The organism is Listeria weihenstephanensis, assembly GCF_003534205.1.
Taxonomy (GTDB): Bacteria; Bacillota; Bacilli; order Lactobacillales; family Listeriaceae; genus Listeria_A; species Listeria_A weihenstephanensis.
This window is the reverse complement of record NZ_CP011102.1, coordinates 779,008-795,397: the sequence shown is the minus strand read 5'-3', so window position 1 is coordinate 795,397 and position 16,390 is coordinate 779,008. Positions and strand designations below refer to the sequence as shown.

Annotated in this window: 14 protein-coding genes and 1 pseudogene; 3 read left to right on the top strand and 12 right to left on the bottom strand. The window is 45.4% G+C overall.

Annotated elements, in window-relative coordinates; translation table 11 throughout:
* The first annotated feature begins 95 nt into the window (after nt 1–95).
* Together UE46_RS03820 and metX are read left to right on the top strand one after the other, a co-directional pair.
* Nucleotides 96–1,373 (top strand): O-acetylhomoserine aminocarboxypropyltransferase/cysteine synthase family protein, encoded by a 1,278-nt coding sequence (locus UE46_RS03820; RefSeq protein WP_036059572.1) that lies wholly within the window; start codon nt 96–98, stop codon nt 1,371–1,373.
* Nucleotides 1,374–1,403: 30 nt separating this feature from the next.
* Nucleotides 1,404–2,513, top strand: coding sequence for a homoserine O-acetyltransferase MetX (metX, locus tag UE46_RS03815; RefSeq protein ID WP_036059574.1), 1,110 nt, complete (start codon nt 1,404–1,406; stop codon nt 2,511–2,513).
* 16 nt (nt 2,514–2,529) lie between these two features.
* On the opposite strand, the gene UE46_RS03810 is transcribed toward metX, so the two are convergent.
* The 11 genes and pseudogenes from UE46_RS03810 to allC form a co-directional block, all read right to left on the bottom strand.
* Nucleotides 2,530–3,018, bottom strand: a complete 489-nt coding sequence (locus UE46_RS03810; protein WP_118907409.1) for a GyrI-like domain-containing protein — start codon at nt 3,016–3,018, stop codon at nt 2,530–2,532.
* 153 nt (nt 3,019–3,171) lie between these two features.
* A complete protein-coding gene (locus UE46_RS03805; protein ID WP_036059619.1) occupies nt 3,172–3,972 on the bottom strand; it encodes a formate/nitrite transporter family protein in 801 nt (266 codons plus the stop codon).
* Between the two features lie 246 nt (nt 3,973–4,218).
* Nucleotides 4,219–5,178 carry a carbamate kinase gene (arcC, locus tag UE46_RS16255; RefSeq protein WP_036059620.1) on the bottom strand — a complete coding sequence of 320 codons (960 nt, stop codon included), beginning with the start codon at nt 5,176–5,178 and terminating at the stop codon, nt 4,219–4,221.
* A 30-nt stretch (nt 5,179–5,208) separates the two neighbouring features.
* Nucleotides 5,209–5,802: pseudogene (locus UE46_RS16250) on the bottom strand (oxamate carbamoyltransferase subunit AllH family protein); the annotation flags it as partial.
* 194 nt (nt 5,803–5,996) lie between these two features.
* A complete protein-coding gene (locus UE46_RS03795; protein ID WP_036059575.1) occupies nt 5,997–7,265 on the bottom strand; it encodes a YlbE family protein in 1,269 nt (422 codons plus the stop codon).
* Nucleotides 7,266–7,287: 22 nt separating this feature from the next.
* Complete coding sequence (gene fdrA / locus UE46_RS03790) at nt 7,288–9,060, bottom strand: acyl-CoA synthetase FdrA (RefSeq protein WP_036059577.1); 1,773 nt, start codon at nt 9,058–9,060, stop codon at nt 7,288–7,290.
* A gap of 15 nt (nt 9,061–9,075) precedes the next feature.
* Nucleotides 9,076–10,125, bottom strand: coding sequence for an ureidoglycolate dehydrogenase (allD, locus tag UE46_RS03785; RefSeq protein WP_036059578.1), 1,050 nt, complete (start codon nt 10,123–10,125; stop codon nt 9,076–9,078).
* Between the two features lie 15 nt (nt 10,126–10,140).
* Nucleotides 10,141–11,196 (bottom strand): ureidoglycolate dehydrogenase, encoded by a 1,056-nt coding sequence (allD, locus tag UE46_RS03780; protein ID WP_036059622.1) that lies wholly within the window; start codon nt 11,194–11,196, stop codon nt 10,141–10,143.
* A 35-nt stretch (nt 11,197–11,231) separates the two neighbouring features.
* Complete coding sequence (gene allE, locus UE46_RS03775) at nt 11,232–12,020, bottom strand: (S)-ureidoglycine aminohydrolase (protein WP_036059579.1); 789 nt, start codon at nt 12,018–12,020, stop codon at nt 11,232–11,234.
* 67 nt (nt 12,021–12,087) lie between these two features.
* The gene (locus UE46_RS03770) at nt 12,088–13,326 is read right to left on the bottom strand and encodes an MFS transporter (RefSeq protein WP_118907408.1); all 1,239 of its coding nucleotides are present in this window, start codon (nt 13,324–13,326) and stop codon (nt 12,088–12,090) included.
* A gap of 15 nt (nt 13,327–13,341) precedes the next feature.
* Nucleotides 13,342–14,571 carry an allantoate deiminase gene (gene allC, locus UE46_RS03765; protein WP_118907407.1) on the bottom strand — a complete coding sequence of 410 codons (1,230 nt, stop codon included), beginning with the start codon at nt 14,569–14,571 and terminating at the stop codon, nt 13,342–13,344.
* A gap of 335 nt (nt 14,572–14,906) precedes the next feature.
* On the opposite strand from allC, the gene UE46_RS03760 reads away from it, so the two are divergent.
* Entirely contained in the window at nt 14,907–15,758 is an 852-nt protein-coding gene (locus tag UE46_RS03760) for an alpha/beta hydrolase (protein WP_051492831.1), read from the top strand.
* Nucleotides 15,759–15,883: 125 nt separating this feature from the next.
* On the opposite strand, the gene UE46_RS03755 is transcribed toward UE46_RS03760, so the two are convergent.
* Nucleotides 15,884–16,276 (bottom strand): DUF956 family protein, encoded by a 393-nt coding sequence (locus UE46_RS03755; protein ID WP_077912470.1) that lies wholly within the window; start codon nt 16,274–16,276, stop codon nt 15,884–15,886.
* Nucleotides 16,277–16,390: the final 114 nt, after the last annotated feature.

Genomic DNA, 16,390 nt, shown 5'->3' with positions numbered 1-16,390 from the left:
CAACCTTTCCTAAGTAACGCTTATCATCTGCGTGCTATGGAGGGGTTTTTGTTTTTTCTTGATAAGTTGACGTTTTTGAGAGGGGTAGAGGAATGATGGGAAAAGATTATCGTTTTGAAACTATACAAGTACATGGAGGGCATACGCCAGATTCCGCGACAAACGCTCGTGCTGTGCCAATTTACCAGACTACTTCTTACACGTTTAATGATACGGATCACGCGGCGGCGCTGTTTGGTTTGCAAGAAGCTGGGAATATTTATACGCGTATTACGAATCCTACGACGGCGGTTTTTGAGGAACGATTGGCGCTTTTGGAAGGCGGCGTTGGGGCTGTTGCGACGGCTTCTGGGATGGCTGCGATTACATATGCGATTTTGAATATTGCGAGTAGTGGCGATCATATTGTTTCGGCGAGCACGCTTTATGGTGGGACTTACACGCTATTCTCCCATACGCTGAAGGATTTTGGGATCGATGTGACGTTTGTTGACCCAGATGATGCGGAGAACTTCGCTGCGGCTGTTACGGAACGCACGAAAGCGATTTTCATTGAGTCAATTGGGAATCCTGATATTAATCTTATCGATATTCGCAAGGTGGCAGATGTGGCGCACGAACATGGTATCCCGCTGATTGTGGATAATACATTCGCGACGGCTTACTTGAATCGTCCGTTTGATTTTGGCGCTGATATTGTCGTTTACTCGGCTACGAAATTTATCGGTGGACACGGCGTAGCAATAGGTGGTGCCGTGATTGACGCTGGTACTTTTGACTGGAAAAATGGCAAGTTCCCAAAATTGGTTGATCCTGATCCGAGCTATCATGGCCTTTCTTATGCGAATGATGTCGGTGCTGCGGCTTATATTACAAAATTACGCGTGACGCTGCTTCGTGATACAGGTGCTGCGATCTCCCCTTTCAACTCGTTCTTGCTAATTCTCGGTTTGGAGACATTGTCGCTACGTCTCGATAAACATGTGGCTAACGCTCAAAAAGTGGCGGAATACTTGGAATCACATGAAAAAATAGCTTGGGTAAACTATCCTGGTCTCGCATCGAATAAATATTATGATTTGGCGCAAATTTATTTTCCAAAGGGACCTAGCGCTATTTTCTCGTTTGGCGTGAAGGATGGCTACGAGGCTGGCAAAAAAGTCATCGAGTCTGTGGAACTATTTTCGCATTTGGCAAATGTCGGTGATGCGAAATCGCTCATTATCCACCCCGCTTCAACGACACATCAGCAGTTGAACGCTGCGGAACAAAAGGAAGCTGGTGTGAAACCCGAGACAATTCGCGTTTCGATTGGGATTGAGAATAGCGAGGATATTATCATGGATTTGGCGCAAGCTTTGGACAAAATTTAAAACTATCAGATGAAGAAAAGGTGATGTGGGATGGGAACACTTAGACAGATAGAACTTTTTAATGACACGCCTTTTGTGTTGGAAAATGGGGAAACGATTGGCCCGATTGAGGTTGGTTTTGAGACGTATGGCGAGCTTTCTTTGGCGAAGGATAACTGTATTTTGTTGGAGCACGCATTGACTGGGACGGCGCACGCGGCGAAGCATTTTGACGAGGATGTCGCTGGTTGGTGGGATGATTTTATTGGAGCGGGAAAAACGATTGATCCGGCTGATTATTTCATTGTTTGTACGAATGTTTTTGGTGGTTGTAGTGGAACAACTGGGCCTTCTTCGGTAGATCCGCGGACGGGGGCAGAATATCGGTTGCATTTTCCTGGGTTTACGATTAAGGATATTATTAAGGTGCAAAAGGCGTTGCTGGATGCGCTCGGTGTTAAGCATGTGGTTTCAGTGATTGGCGGTTCGATGGGTGGCATGCAGGCGACGCAATGGGCGATTGATTACCCGGAAATAACGGGGAGCGTGATAAATTTAGCGTCTCCTCTTGCGGCGAGTCCTGAGGCGATTGGGTATAACCTGATTATGCGGATGGCGATTTTGAATGATCCTGATTTTAATGGTGGGGATTATATTGGGCAGCCTGAGGGTGGGCTTGCGACAGCGCGGATGGTTGGAATGATGACGTATCGCACGAGTGAGCTATTTTCGAAACGGTTTGAACGATTTACGGTTGCTGATTCTTCTCCGGGTGCTTTTTCGAAGGAGCATTTCCAAGTTGAGTCGTATCTGCAATACCAAGGGGATTCGTTTGTGGAACGGTTTGATGCGAATAGCTATCTGTATTTGACAAAAGCGATTGATTTATTTGATGTGACGGTGGTTGGCGCTGATGACAAGCCGCTTTTTACTGGGATTCGGATTCCATATTTGCTGGTTGGTGTGACAAGTGATCAGCTGTTTCGGATTCATGATTTGCGTCGGGATTATGAACTTTTGAAGGAATGGGATGTCCCGGTGACGTATTATGAGGTGGATTCGGATTATGGGCATGATGCTTTTTTAGTTGAAGTTGAGAAGTTTCATCCGCTGATTAGTACTTTTTTGACGCAGCATTCGCGAATTGAATCGAAAAAATAAGTGCGCCGTGGCGCACTTATTTTTTTATAACCGGTATCCAAACTTCGCATTCATAATCATCCGCTCTATTATCGCCTGGGCCATAAACCTCGATCTCAGGCCCTGGACCATGTTCATAGCCACTCGCTGGCAACCATTCCGCATAAATCTTCTGCCACGTTTGTTGAATCGCGTCTGGCAACGCACCTACCGATGGAAACACTGCCCACTGCAAACTCGGAATTTCCCATTTTCCCATGTCAACAGGCGCTTCCCCGTCGCAATCCACCGCTATCCAATAATCCATTTCCTGTTTCGGTGCTTGTTCCTCAGAAACGCTACAAATCCCCATATAACGCGGAACTTCACCGTTCACCAAACCTGCTAAACGCTCCATTGTCCCGTCTGACCACACTTCTTCCCAAAATTTCGGAATCTCGACTAAATTCTGCCCTGCCTGGAATGAAAAGACTTTTTTGACAGCAATGATCTGAAATCCTTCTTGTTCAACGATTTTATAGTCCATATTTCTACCCCTTTTCAAGATTAGTCTTCCAAATTTTAAAAATGACTCACCTCTAGTATACCTCTTTTATTGGCAGATTTCTTTTCAAAACGTGTATCACAGAACATAAAAAAAGCGCGGTTTAGGAATATTTCTCCTAGACCGCGCAATTTTTTAGTCTTTATAAATTGATTTCGTTTTGTTGAGCCATGCATAGCCAAGTCCGATAACGAGGCCACCACCGATGTAGTTTCCGATAAAGGCCAAGGAAAGATTCGTTGTTACGCTACTCCATGTCATCGCGTCTAAGTGACCGCCTGAGGCAAAGAATGCCAGTGAGAATGACGAGAAGTTAGCGATAACGTGCTCGAAGCCTAGGAAAGCAAAAATGAAAATAATGAAAATCATTGCAATAACTTTTCCTGCATCGTCTTTCATCCGCATCGTACAAATAACCGCCGTATTCACGACAATATTTGCAAAAATCGCTTCAATAAAAATCTGTAATGGTTCTTTTTCCAATTTTCCTGTCACTGCTGTGAACAAGAAGTGATCGGCTGGCAATGCATGGAAAGCTGATGTGAGTGACATCAAATAACCTGCTAGAATACCACCGATTAAATTACAAAATACACAAAGTAATAAAATTCCTAAAGCTTTACCAGGTTTAATAATTTTTTGGTAGACACCTGTTGTCATATACATCATGTTACTCGTACCAAGCTCGGCGTTCATATAAATAATCATGACAAGTGACCAGCTGAACATGAAAGCATAAACGATTTTACCAAGTCCGTGCGCAAAATGATCCACCTTGTCGCCAATCATAACCGCCACGGCTGTTCCTAATGTTAAAAATAAACAAGCTAACATGGCACGGAAAATGTATCGAACAACACTATTGTTTACTAGATCGATCTTCTTACGCGTACTATAATCGATTTTTTGCATCAATGTACTGTTTTCTGAATCCAAATTCTTCATCTCCATTAATCAGTTTTCATAACTCCACAACTTTACTATTGTAGCATGAATTTTATCGATTGAAAATAACCATTTTACCTTTAATGAAAGAAATTTTCGTTATTTTCATGTTTTTTCTGAAATGTGATGGGAAACAATTCTGCTTTCTTGAATATAAACTACAATTCCCAAGATTATGAACGGCTAAACATGAAAAAAATATCGCAGGAAATCTTAGGCTGATTTCCTGCGATATTTTCAAGCGTTCACCGTACTTTTTTCTGGCAAAATTCGTGTTCCTGCGCGACCAGCAAGTGCTTCTACCGCAGCGTCTAGTGAACAAATGATAGCTTCTTTTCCAGATTCGGCAAAAGCAATCGCTGCTTCCATTTTGGGACCCATACTGCCGTCTGCGAAATGGCCTTCTGTCATATATTGCTTCGCTTCCTTGACTGGAACGCCTTCTAGTTTTTGTTGATTTGGTTCGCCGAAATGTAAGTACACGTTTGTCACGTCGGTTAGAATCATGAAAACATCAGCTTCGACTTGTTCGGATAGGCGTAACGCGGAACGGTCTTTATCGATGACTGCTTCGACGCCTTTTAGATCGCCTTCTTCGTTTTGTACGACGGGGATGCCGCCTCCGCCTGTCGAAATAACGACGGTATCTGTGGCTACGAGTTGCTTAATCGCTTCGACGCCGTGGATTTTTTGTGGTTGTGGAGATGGAACAACGCGGCGGTATCCTCGACCTGCGTCTTCTGCCATTTCCCAGCCTTTTTCCGCAGCCAGTTCGACGGCTTCTTCGCGTGTATAGAAAACACCGATTGGTTTTGTCGGGCTTTGGAACGCGGGGTCGCTAGCGCTAACTTCCGTTTGTGTTAAAAGCGTGATGACGTTTGTTGGTAGTTTTTTTCGTGCCAGTTCGTTTTTTAGTGATTGTTCCATCATGTAGCCGATAAAACCTTGTGATTCTGCGCTACACGCGTCGATTGGAAGCGCTGGAACGTATGCTTTGGCTTCTTCATTTTGGCGTAAAATATTGCCGACTTGCGGGCCGTTTCCATGTGTCACGATGACTTTGTGCCCTGCTTCTGTGATTTCTGCGATTTTGGCGCAGCTGTCTTCCACGTTTTTTAATTGGTTTTCAAATGTTGCTTCTTGGTTCGGTTGCAAGATTGCATTGCCGCCAAGCGCGATAACTACGCGTTTTCCCATTGAAAATTCCTCCTTTATTGCGAGTGCGACACCTGCTATCGTGTCTATTCCCGACGTATGTCCATTTTGATAAACTCGTTCGACGATGTCCTTCGTTTCTGCGCCTGTCTGGAACGCTTCGTAAAGGGCAAGTAATGTGTCGCTAAATTGGTCTTGTAATGCGTATTTTAAGTAGGTTTGGCTGATATCTGTGGTCAATAACTCGGTCTGGATTAACTTGGAAAGAACTTCTTTAAACGTTGTGCTTTCCTGTCCTACGAGCAAAATGCCGAGCAGGATATCGTCTCCGGATGGCGTCAAGCCGTTGCCGCGACCGATGAAATAACGCAAAGTTTGTTCGATAAATGCCGAATCCGTGCTATTTATTGCTTTCGCGAGATTTCTAGCTTCGGCTTGTGTTAGCCATTCTTGGATGGAAACACCGAGCCCCGTCTGCCTCTCGCTTTGGACTATACGGATCAAAAAGGTTGGGTTCAGCCGGATTTCTGTTTTTTCACGTTTGCTGGTGTATTGGGTGGCACCAGTGAGCGTGAGTTGGAATTGTTGATGAAAAAGGATGCCGCCTTCGTATCGAAAGGTTTGATTGACTTGGATTGTAGCGATAAGCTTGGTCACATCACCCATTGTTAGCTGAATCGCAAATGGTAATTGGCCGTTTTTAGCGGTACCAATGAAAATACGTTCGTCTTTGTTTTCCAAGTTGAAACCGTTTGTGAAAACACTGTGAACGCGCCATGTTTCACGCTTAACTAGCAAATTCGCGACATTTTGAGCCATACGCTGTGCTTCGATAATCAGCATCCTTTTTCACCTCCTATTTATACGGTTAAGCCTAATTTTTCTGCATAGGCTGTGATTGCTTTTTCAAAACAGGCAACTGGTGGATTTACGGTTCCAGCGCCGATTTGGCCGATTCCTGCTTTTTTATGGGCGATTCCGGTGTTGATGACTGGTGTAATGCCGGTTTCGACCACTTTACGCGCGTCAATGCCGAGACAAATTCCTTGGAAATCCCATGTTGGAACGGTGAAATTCGGATTTTGGTCGATCACGATTTCAAGCATTTCATTACTTGTTTTCAGCGCGTCGCCAAATCCGCCTGTACCGACAAAACGAGTCACGGCTGGTGCTGCGATCATTGCCATGCCGCCAACGCCAAACGTTTCTGTAATCGCGCTGTCCCCGATATCTGGGTTTGCGTCTTCGCCGGAATAGCCTGTGAAATAAAGGCCTTGTGGTGTGTTGACGGGAGCTGTAAACCACTCGTCTCCCATGCCGCTGATGCGAATTCCGAAGTTTTCGCCGTTACGACACATCGCAGTTACAATCGTACCTTCTTCAATCATCCGCGCGCCGTCCATCACGGCTTTTGCGGAAGCCATCATGATATTTAGGAAGAATTGGTCTGTGTCTGCGAGGAACTTGATGACTTCTTGACGTTCTTTTTCGTCGATATCTAGGCTCACGATAATCGGGCTCACTTCTTTTAAAAATACGAGGGAAGCCGCGATATTACGTTGGTGGAACTCGTCTCCCATCGCGATTGCTTTTGCAACGATAACGTTTAAATTCATACCTTCATCGAGCGTTTGAAGCGCTTTGCTAAGCACTGGGCCAAGTACGTCACGCATCCAACGCAAGCGATTCACAACTTCTTCGGAATAGGCGCCAAAACGTAGCACCGCTCCAATGCCTTCATTCATCGTACAGTAAGCGCGATTGCCATCTGTGCGATTTTCAACAACAACAACAGGCATATTCGCCGATGTAATACCGCCCATTGGTCCAACTGCGTCCACATGATGGCACGGAATAAACGTCACATCTCCGCGGTCAAGCATCGCACGCGCGTCGTCTTCATTATCCGCCCATTCTTCAAATAATGCGGCGCCAACACAAGAACCTTGCATCGGGCTCGTCATATTTTCCCATTTGATTGGAGGGCCCGCGTGAAGTAGTACCTTTCCTTCATTTAATTCAGCGATCACAGATTTAGCAGGAACTACATCCAGTAAAAATGGTGCCGAAGCGACAATTTTGTCCGCCACTGCGCGGTTTGCCTCATCGATTGTCTGGTAGTTTGTCATTATTTTTTCCTCCTTCAAAAATTTATTTCACATCCGCCGTTTCAGCGCGATAACTATTTAGGAATTGTAGTACTTTTTGTAGCTCAGGATTTCCACCAGCCACTGGGCGCCAGTCAAATTGCACGACACGTCCGCCAGTTTCGGTAATCGCTTCCGCAAAACTTTTCAGTCCAATGTTGATGACACGTGGTTGTTTTGCCAACAAGTCTAACATCGCGTCTGATGCTTCTAAAATTGGCGCTGCTTCGCCTGACTCGACTTCACGAATCGCTTTATCAGCCTCTTCCACCGTACGACCAACGAGCGCGAGTCCCGTTCTAACCGCTTCATTGTTGCTGTCTTTCACGATGACACCAGCAGTTTCCAACGTTTGGCGCTGTTCATTGTAGTCTTGCGGATCTTGAAGCGTTCCACAAACCGTTCCAATAACAGCCAATTCGCGTCCGGCCGCTTTTGCTTTGGCGATCACGTCTTTGATTGCTGGCGCAAGTTGCCCAGCCATGTCTTCATGTGAGCCGTAACCAAGTACTACGTCAAGCAAAATAACCGCTGTTTCCGGATCATTCGCCGCATCTTCAATGAACGCAATCCGTTTTTCAGGGTCGATCATTGGATGAGGTTTTCCTTGCGTGTAAATATCATCGCCGAGATCGATAACCTCGTGACCTTCTGTTTTCAAAATATAGCCGTCTTGCTTAATCAGGCCTTCTTTTAACTGTAAGGCGTCCGCGATAAGCATAGCTGCCTCAGATGCTAAAGTCCCGCCAGAGTAGTAGCCTTTGATGTGTTTTTGCTCTGGAGTTAGGCCGATTTCAGGTTTCACGATTTGCGTTTCCACAGCTTTCACCGCTTCTCCTTTTGCAAGTGCGATCGCAATGCGCGCCGTTTCTTCGAGCGTGTAAGCATGATATAAATTCGCCTCATGATATGTCGGTTTTTCACCTAAAAAGATCGTCACGGCTGGTTTCGTAATCGTGCGTAATAATGCCAAAACTTTATCGCGAATCGCTTTTGCAGGTGGCTTCGAAATCACGACAATCACGTCTGTGTCTGCTTGCTTTTCAAGTGCTGCGATCGCATCCAACATCGTGATTCCACCAACTGTTTCAGATAAGTCACGCCCACCCGTTCCAATCGCATTCGTTACGCCGCCGCCAAGACGGTCAATAATCGTTGAAACTTCTTGAATTCCCGTTCCAGATGCGCCGACAATGCCGATGTTTCCAGGCTTCACGACGTTTGTAAATGCCATCGGAACGCCATTCACAATTCCTGTCCCGCAATCCGGCCCCATCACAAGAAGTCCCTTGTCATGCGCTTTTTGCTTCAAGCGTAGCTCTTCTTCAATCGGCATATTATCGCTAAAAATAAACGCGTGCAAACCTTCATCCAATGCCCGATCCGCTTCCGCCGCCGCGTATGTACCTGGAATCGAAATCAAGGCCATGTTCGCATCCGAATCTAATTTCATCGCCTTGTCCCACGTCCGCGCCGTTTCCGTCGTGTTGCTGCTTTCCTTTGTCGCTTGACTTGCTAAAAATGCATCCACTTCCGCCAAAATTTCATCAATTTTAGAAGCATCTTCCGTGTCCACAACAATCGCCATATCATTCGCCGACGCCGCTTCCAATTCTTCCGTACGCAAGCCCGATGTTCCGAAAATATCTTTATTCGCAGGCGTTCCCATCATGATCGATACCCGGTTTACCCCATCAATCGTTGAAACCTTATTCGTAAGTAGCATCAAAACAACCGAATCTTGATACGCATTTTCCTTAATAATCGTGTGTAACATCGTGCTCACCTCTCCTTATTCCGCAAATTTATTTTTTCCATCATAATTATCAAAATGAATCGCATCTGAAATCAAATAGTCATAAATATCATCCACAATCTCGATTCCCTGTTCCTCGTAAGCCTTCTCACGCAACCGTCCACGCTCCCCAGGATAATACACCCGATCCACGCCCGGCGCAGGTTTTACAGCCGATACCTCATCCAAAACTTCCGACATGTTCGCCTTAAACGCCTCGATATCCGTGAAGAACGCCGGATTAATCACGATATGCAGTTGCCCCAAATCGCGCCCCTTCGAAAGGTCTGCGTACATCGAGCTCACATGCTTCCCGAATGGCAATCCCAGCAAAATTCCCGACAACACGTCCACCATCATCATCAAGCCGTATCCTTTTGGCCCAGCGATTGGCAATAATGCGTTGACCTTCGCCGGATCCGTCGTCGGCGCCCCGTCCGCGTCTACCGCCCAAGTCGGCGGAATCGATTCCCCACGCGATCTCGCATGAAGCACCTTGCCCCAAGCTTGAACCGTCGTCGCCATATCAAACGTCAACATTCGGCCATCATCAGTCGGCGCTGCAAACGCAATCGGGTTCGTCCCGAAATAATCTTCCGCACCACCAAATGGCACCACCATCGGGTCCGACTGGCAAACAGAAAGCGCCACAAAATCACAACTCGCCGCTTGTTCCACAAAATAAGCCAAGGCGCCACTATGCGACATGTTTTTCACGCCCACAACCGCGACACCATTTTTGCCAGCAATCCGGATCGCCTCTTCCATCGCCCGTTTCGCCGCCACGTGTCCAGAACCATTATCCCCGTGGAAAATCCCACTCGTTGGTCCCGTCTGCTCAAACCGGAAATCCGGTCGATTCGTAATGCCACCTTTGGCAATACGCTCCGAATAATACTCGACACGAACCGCACCATGCGAATGAATCCCACGCGCATCCGCAAACGCCAATACATCAGCAACAATATCGGCATGTTCTTCCGTCAAACCAGCCCGCTCGATTTTTGTTTGAATCAGCTGATGCAAATCTTCCTTTGAAACTCGCATTCTGTCTACCTCCTTCTAGTCTTGCTCCGCGAATAACCCCGCGTGATCGTACTGATCATAATGAACCGTATCGCTAATCAAATAATCATACACATCTTTCACAATCGGAATTCCTGCCTCCGCATAATCCGTCTCGACAATTTCCGCTAATTCGCCTGGATACAACACTTGACTGAATCCTGGCGCCGCTTTCGTCGCATGCAATTCATCGACCATTTGCGCAATATTGTGCTTGAACTCTTTTAAAGACGTGAAGAAAGCCGGGTTAATCACGATATGCAATTGTCCCAAATTACGCCCTTTCGTCAAATCCGTATACATCGATGACACGTGTTTTCCGAATGGCAATCCTAGTAAAATTCCCGATAAAATATCGACCATCATCATCAGGCCGTATCCTTTTGGCCCAGCAACCGGCAGTAGCGCATTCACTTTATTCGGATCCGTCGTCGGCTCACCGTTAGCATCGACCGCCCATGTTGGTGGAATATCCGCACCTTTAGAACGGGCATCTAAAATTTTCCCCCACGCTTGAACTGTCGTCGCCATATCAAAAATAATCGGCTCTCCGTCCATACGCGGCGCTGCAAACGCGATTGGATTTGTTCCAAAATAAGGATCAGCCCCACCAAATGGCACCACCATCGGATCCGACTGACAAACAGAAATCGCAACCATATCCTTATCCGCCGCCTGTTTCACAAAGTAAGCGAGCGCGCCACTGTGTCCCATTTCATGCACGCCGACAATTCCGACGCCCGTTTCCTGCGCTAAGTGAATCGCCTCATCCATTGCCAAACGCGATGCGACATGCCCCACGCCATTATCCGCTTCAAAAACTCCCGAGCTCGGTCCGGTTTTATTAAATCGAAAATTCGGTGCAAGCGTCGTTCCACCTTTAGCAATTCGTTCTGCATAATAATCCACGCGGACCGCACCATGTGAGTGAATTCCACGCGCATCAGCAAAAGCGAGCGATTCCGCCACACCATCCGCATGTTCTTCGGAAAGTCCCGCCGCTTCTAATTTTTTTTGAATTAAATCATGTAAATCATGTTTCCTTACTCGAATCATTTGTGGTTCTTTCACACCAATTCCCTACTTTCTTATAATTGTGGATCGCGATTACAGTCTTTCGAATACAAATAACTGAATGCTTCGCCGCGTCCTACCGCATACGTCGCTTGTGGCACATACGCACCCATGAATAAATAATCACCTTTTTTAACTGGCACCCATTCGTTGTCCAAATTATAAACACCTTCGCCAGACAACATATACGCGCCATGCTCTTGATAATGCGTTTCAATATAACCGTGACACGCACCAGGCTCAAAGCTCAAAATGTGGAAATTCATATCAAAACCCAGATCCGCAGGCAATAAGTTTTGTAAAATCACATCTTCCATGCCTTCATACGCGATTTTCTCCAGATTCGCCACATTTTCCACGATCACATGCGCCTCGTAACCAGCAACCACCTCATATTTCTTCTTATAAAGGAAAGCTTCACTATTTACGCCACCATTATCATTTTCAAATTTCAAAATCACACCTGCTGGGCAATAAATGTAGCCACCAGCCTCAAGGGTATGTTTCGCGTCATCCGCCCAAACCGTTATTCTCCCCTCTAAACAATAGAAGAAAGTCTCCACGCCAGGTGCGCCAAAACCAGTCTTATTTTGGCCGCCATCCAGCAACGTGATAATATAATCAACGAAAGAAGCACCCAATTTCGGCGTTGCTAAAATCGACAATTCGCAGTTCTCAAAACCCGGAATCGAATTATTCACCAAACCATTCGGCGGAATAATCGCGTAGTTGCCACGCTTTATCACCGATCTCGAAGCGAGAATATCACTCACATAACCCGTATTCTTATTTCTGTAACCCATCTTAAAAACCTCTCTTTTCCAAATTATAATTGGAATCAGCGCTCGAAAACACTGATTCCATCATTCTTTAAGCTATTTTCTTGCTCTTAATATTCGCAATCAAGAATACAATTGCTCCAATAACGAGAATAATCGCCGAAATATAGAAGCCCATTACTTTTGATCCCGTCGAGTCGGAGATAACGCCTGTCAAAAATGGTGCGATAACGGATGAACTCATTCCGAAAAAGTTGAACACGCCAAATGATGTTCCGTAGCCTTTTTTCGGTGCGCTATCTGCCACGTAAGAGATCAGAATTGGTTCTACCGCCAGTTTTCCTAGCAATCCATATAAAACCAGACCAACAAGCAAGATGCCCGAAGTCGGTGCAAGCACTGTAAGCATTAACATTAACGCTGCTGCAACCGTCAAACTAACGATGAATCGAACTTTTTTCGTGCTGAATTTATCCGACATTCTACTGAAAAACAATGCCCCTGGAATCGCGGAAAAGGCTACAAGTGCGGCTGAAAATCCAATCGCAACGCCCTGGAATCCACGTTCTTGTTGTAAGAAAGATGGCAACCATGTCACGACCATATAATACCCGTAACACGTTGCGAAATAAAGGATGTACGACGCGATCATCCGACCTGTAAACAAGTTTTTGATCGGCGCTTTTCCCTTTGGTGCCGCCTTCGCTTTTGCTACCGCAGAACGATCCACTTTTGGCGAACTCTTAATCACACTTGCAAAAACAAAGATCATCACAACAATCAAACCAGCGATAATGAAAAGCATGATTTGCCAGTTCATTCCGACCGATTTCACGAGCAGACTAGAAGCAATTAGCCCAATACCCATACCAAGCGCGGAACCACTATTGATAATCGCCGTTGAAAGTCCACGTTTTTCAGCTGGAATATTCTCAGATGACAGCGAGTAAGCCGCACCATAGTAAGATCCACAACCAAGACCTGCAAGCAAGCTACCAAGATAAATCATTTCCAAGTTTTGCGCTGTACCAATCACAAGTGCTGCGATGGCGAATAGCGAGAAACCAGGAATCAGAACAACTTTCTTCCCAAATTTATCGACTAAAATCCCCGCTGGAATCTGCATCCCCGTGTAAGCAAAAAAGTAAAAACTAGCGATCAAGCCCATCTGTGCATCCGAATGCTGACCAATCGTTTGTTGAATTTCTGGAAAAATCGGAGTTAAAACACTGCGATAAATCCAAATAACAACCCAACCTAAACATAAAATAATAATAATCTGCTGCCAATACTGGAGCCCCTTTTTCATTGTTGCTGTTTCATTTTCCATTTTTTGATTCACTCCCTATTTATATGCTAATTCGTATAATGCCTCAGTCAATGCTTTCACACCTTCAACCAAGTCTTCTGTTTTTGTATCCTCTGCTGGATTGTGGCTGATACCGCCGATACTTGGCACGAAGAACATCGCCGTCGGTACACGCGGTGCGAAAATCTGAGAATCATGACCCGCGCCACTATGCATCACACGATAATTCAAACCTTCTTTTTTACAAACGCCTTCTAGAACCGAAACAATATGTGGATCCATCGGTACTGGCGCTTCGTCCATCCATAAATCAATGGAGATATCGATGCCCATTTCTGCACAAATTGTTTTCATATCTTGCTCAATTTCTGCCGTGAAGCTGTGCAATTCTGCCTCATCCGTATGACGGCAATCCATCGTGAATAGCGTCTCACCTGGAACCACATTCACCGTATTTGGCTTCGGCTCTACTTTTCCGAAAGTAAGCACAAGGGGGTCGCCAATTTTTTTCGCTTTATCAATGGATTGCGTCACGATTTTACTAAACGCATAAACCGTGTCTTTCCGATAGCTCATCGGCGTTGTCCCTGCGTGATTTGATTCGCCATTTAGCACAATCGTGTAGCGTCGTTGACCAGCGATACTGTTCACCACCGCAACCGCCTTGCCCTCGTTTTCCAATACTTTACCTTGCTCGATATGAATCTCAACGAACGCCTTAATGTCATCACGCAGCGGCTTCGTTTCATCGCGGAAATCAAAACCAGCGCCACGCATTGCATCCACGAATTTCACACCTTCAAAATCCGCAACATCCGCCATCTCATCCTTATTCGCAAGTCCAAAGAAGTTCTTGCTTCCCCAGAAAACATATGGAAAGCGACTTCCTTCTTCTTCCGCCATCGAAATAACTTCCAAATTCCGAAGCGGCTGACCATGCTTCTCCTTCAAATATTTTATCGCTAAATACGCTGCCAGAACGCCGAACTGACCGTCCAGTTTCCCGCCGTTAACCACTGTATCAATATGAGAACCAGACATAATCGTCTCATCCTTATATGTAGAACCTTCCACACGACCAAAAAGATTGCCGATATCATCAAAATACGTCGTGAATCCCGCATCATCCATTTTCTTCTTCACGCCTTGTTGCGCTTCCACCCAATAATCCGAGTAGAGCAAACGCGTCGTGCCACCAGTAGGATCCGCACCAATTCCCGAAAGCCATGCTACATTCTCAGCTACATCTTGAAAAATTTTGTCCATCGTTAAAAGTCCACCTTTCGTCTTGTTCCTCTGAATTTCATTTCTATACTCTTCGCTACTATTAAAGTGTAAGCGTTTTAAGTTATGAAAGCATCGTTTAAAAGCGATAAAAACCTTGTACACCTTTTGTTCATTGTGGCTAATTGACGCCCCGAAATTGTTACTAATGATTATAATGATTCATAAATTGTATCGTAACAAAGCCCAGAGTACCAGTATTTCATGCGTGATTTACCGATGACCAACCTACTATTTCTTCGCGCACATCTTTTCATTGTGATTTCACCGCTACTATGTTACGATTTCTCCATCAATACATAAGGAGATGAATCCACTTGCAAACTATCACTTTTGCCCATAAAAACGGCTTAGATCTCAAAGGCGATTTCTACCGAAGCACGCGCCCTGACGCATCTAAAACCATTATTTATTTTCATGGTGGCGGCTTGATTTGGGGCCTGCGTAACGACTTGCCCGAGGTCTATCGCGATCTTTTTCTGGAGGCTGGCTATCATTTTTTCGCCGTTGATTATCGGCTTGCACCTGAAACAAAGCTCTCAGCGATTTACGAAGATGTACAGGATGCGATTTCTTGGTTTGAAGCAAACGCCCGCGCTGAGTTCGGTGTTCCTAGTGCCTTTATCCTGTTCGGCCGTTCCGCTGGCGCCTATCTAGCGCTCCAAGCCGCTGCTGACGCGACACTTCCAAGCGCCGCCGCTGTTTTATCCTTCTACGGCTATGCTTCCATCACTGGCTCCTGGTACCAAAACCCGAGCCCGCATTATGCAAAACTACCAACGATTCCCGAGGATTTTAAAGAAGCTCTGACTGGCAACTCAGAACTTACCGAAGGCTTCATCGAAAAACGCTATGCTCTCTATATTTACTGCCGTCAAACTGGGAAGTGGCTTAATGAGATATTCGGTCCACACACAGACACCGATTTAGACCCATTCTCCCTTGAAGATATGCGTGATTTCAGCTTCTTACCACCCATATTCATCGCGCATAGCACTACAGACAACGACGTCCCATACAGCGAAGCAGAAAAAATCGCCCAGACTACTTTTCAAAATAAACTTTTCACCGTTCAAAACTTGGAACATGATTTCGATAAAAATACAGACGACGGCATGCCAGCTTACAAACAAGCCATTAGTTTCTTACGTGAATTAGAAGATGAATAAAAGCCACTTTACATGATGCTCCCGCTATGCCTCAGTGTCTGTCGCCATGCTAAAAAGCACTATAAGCCATTGATAGAGAATGGTTTATAGTGCTTTTTATACGGATATTATACGCGCATGGCTACTCATTTCTTTTTCTTCTTCTTCCTCGTAAATATCGACTTAAACGAGTGCTTCATAACGTCCATAAAGCTGATAGAGCTAACCATATTAGCTGGATCTACATAAACCCTAACCGCTCGGAGTACTTCTTTTGGTCTTTTTGAGGCAAAAGTAAAGGTACCATTACGCTTCGTTTTAATCGCATAACGCGGAATCCACTTACCTTTTAGCATCACAGAAACGATGACTTGATCGACTTCTTCCCACGGAATTTGGATAAATTTACGGGCATCGCGCGAGTTATAAAATTCAAACCCCTTATCGCCAATCATTATTTCGCCGTAATCTGTAAGCCCTGTAAAAGCAGTCGCATCTATTTTCATGTCTACCTTTGTGTTTAGTGATTGAACAACCAACTACATTCGCTCCATTTCTTTTTCACCTATTTTATTTCATTATACGTTTTTTTGACCAATATACCAATAAAAAGAGGCTAGCAAAATTGCACCAGCCTCTTTTTTATCGGCTTA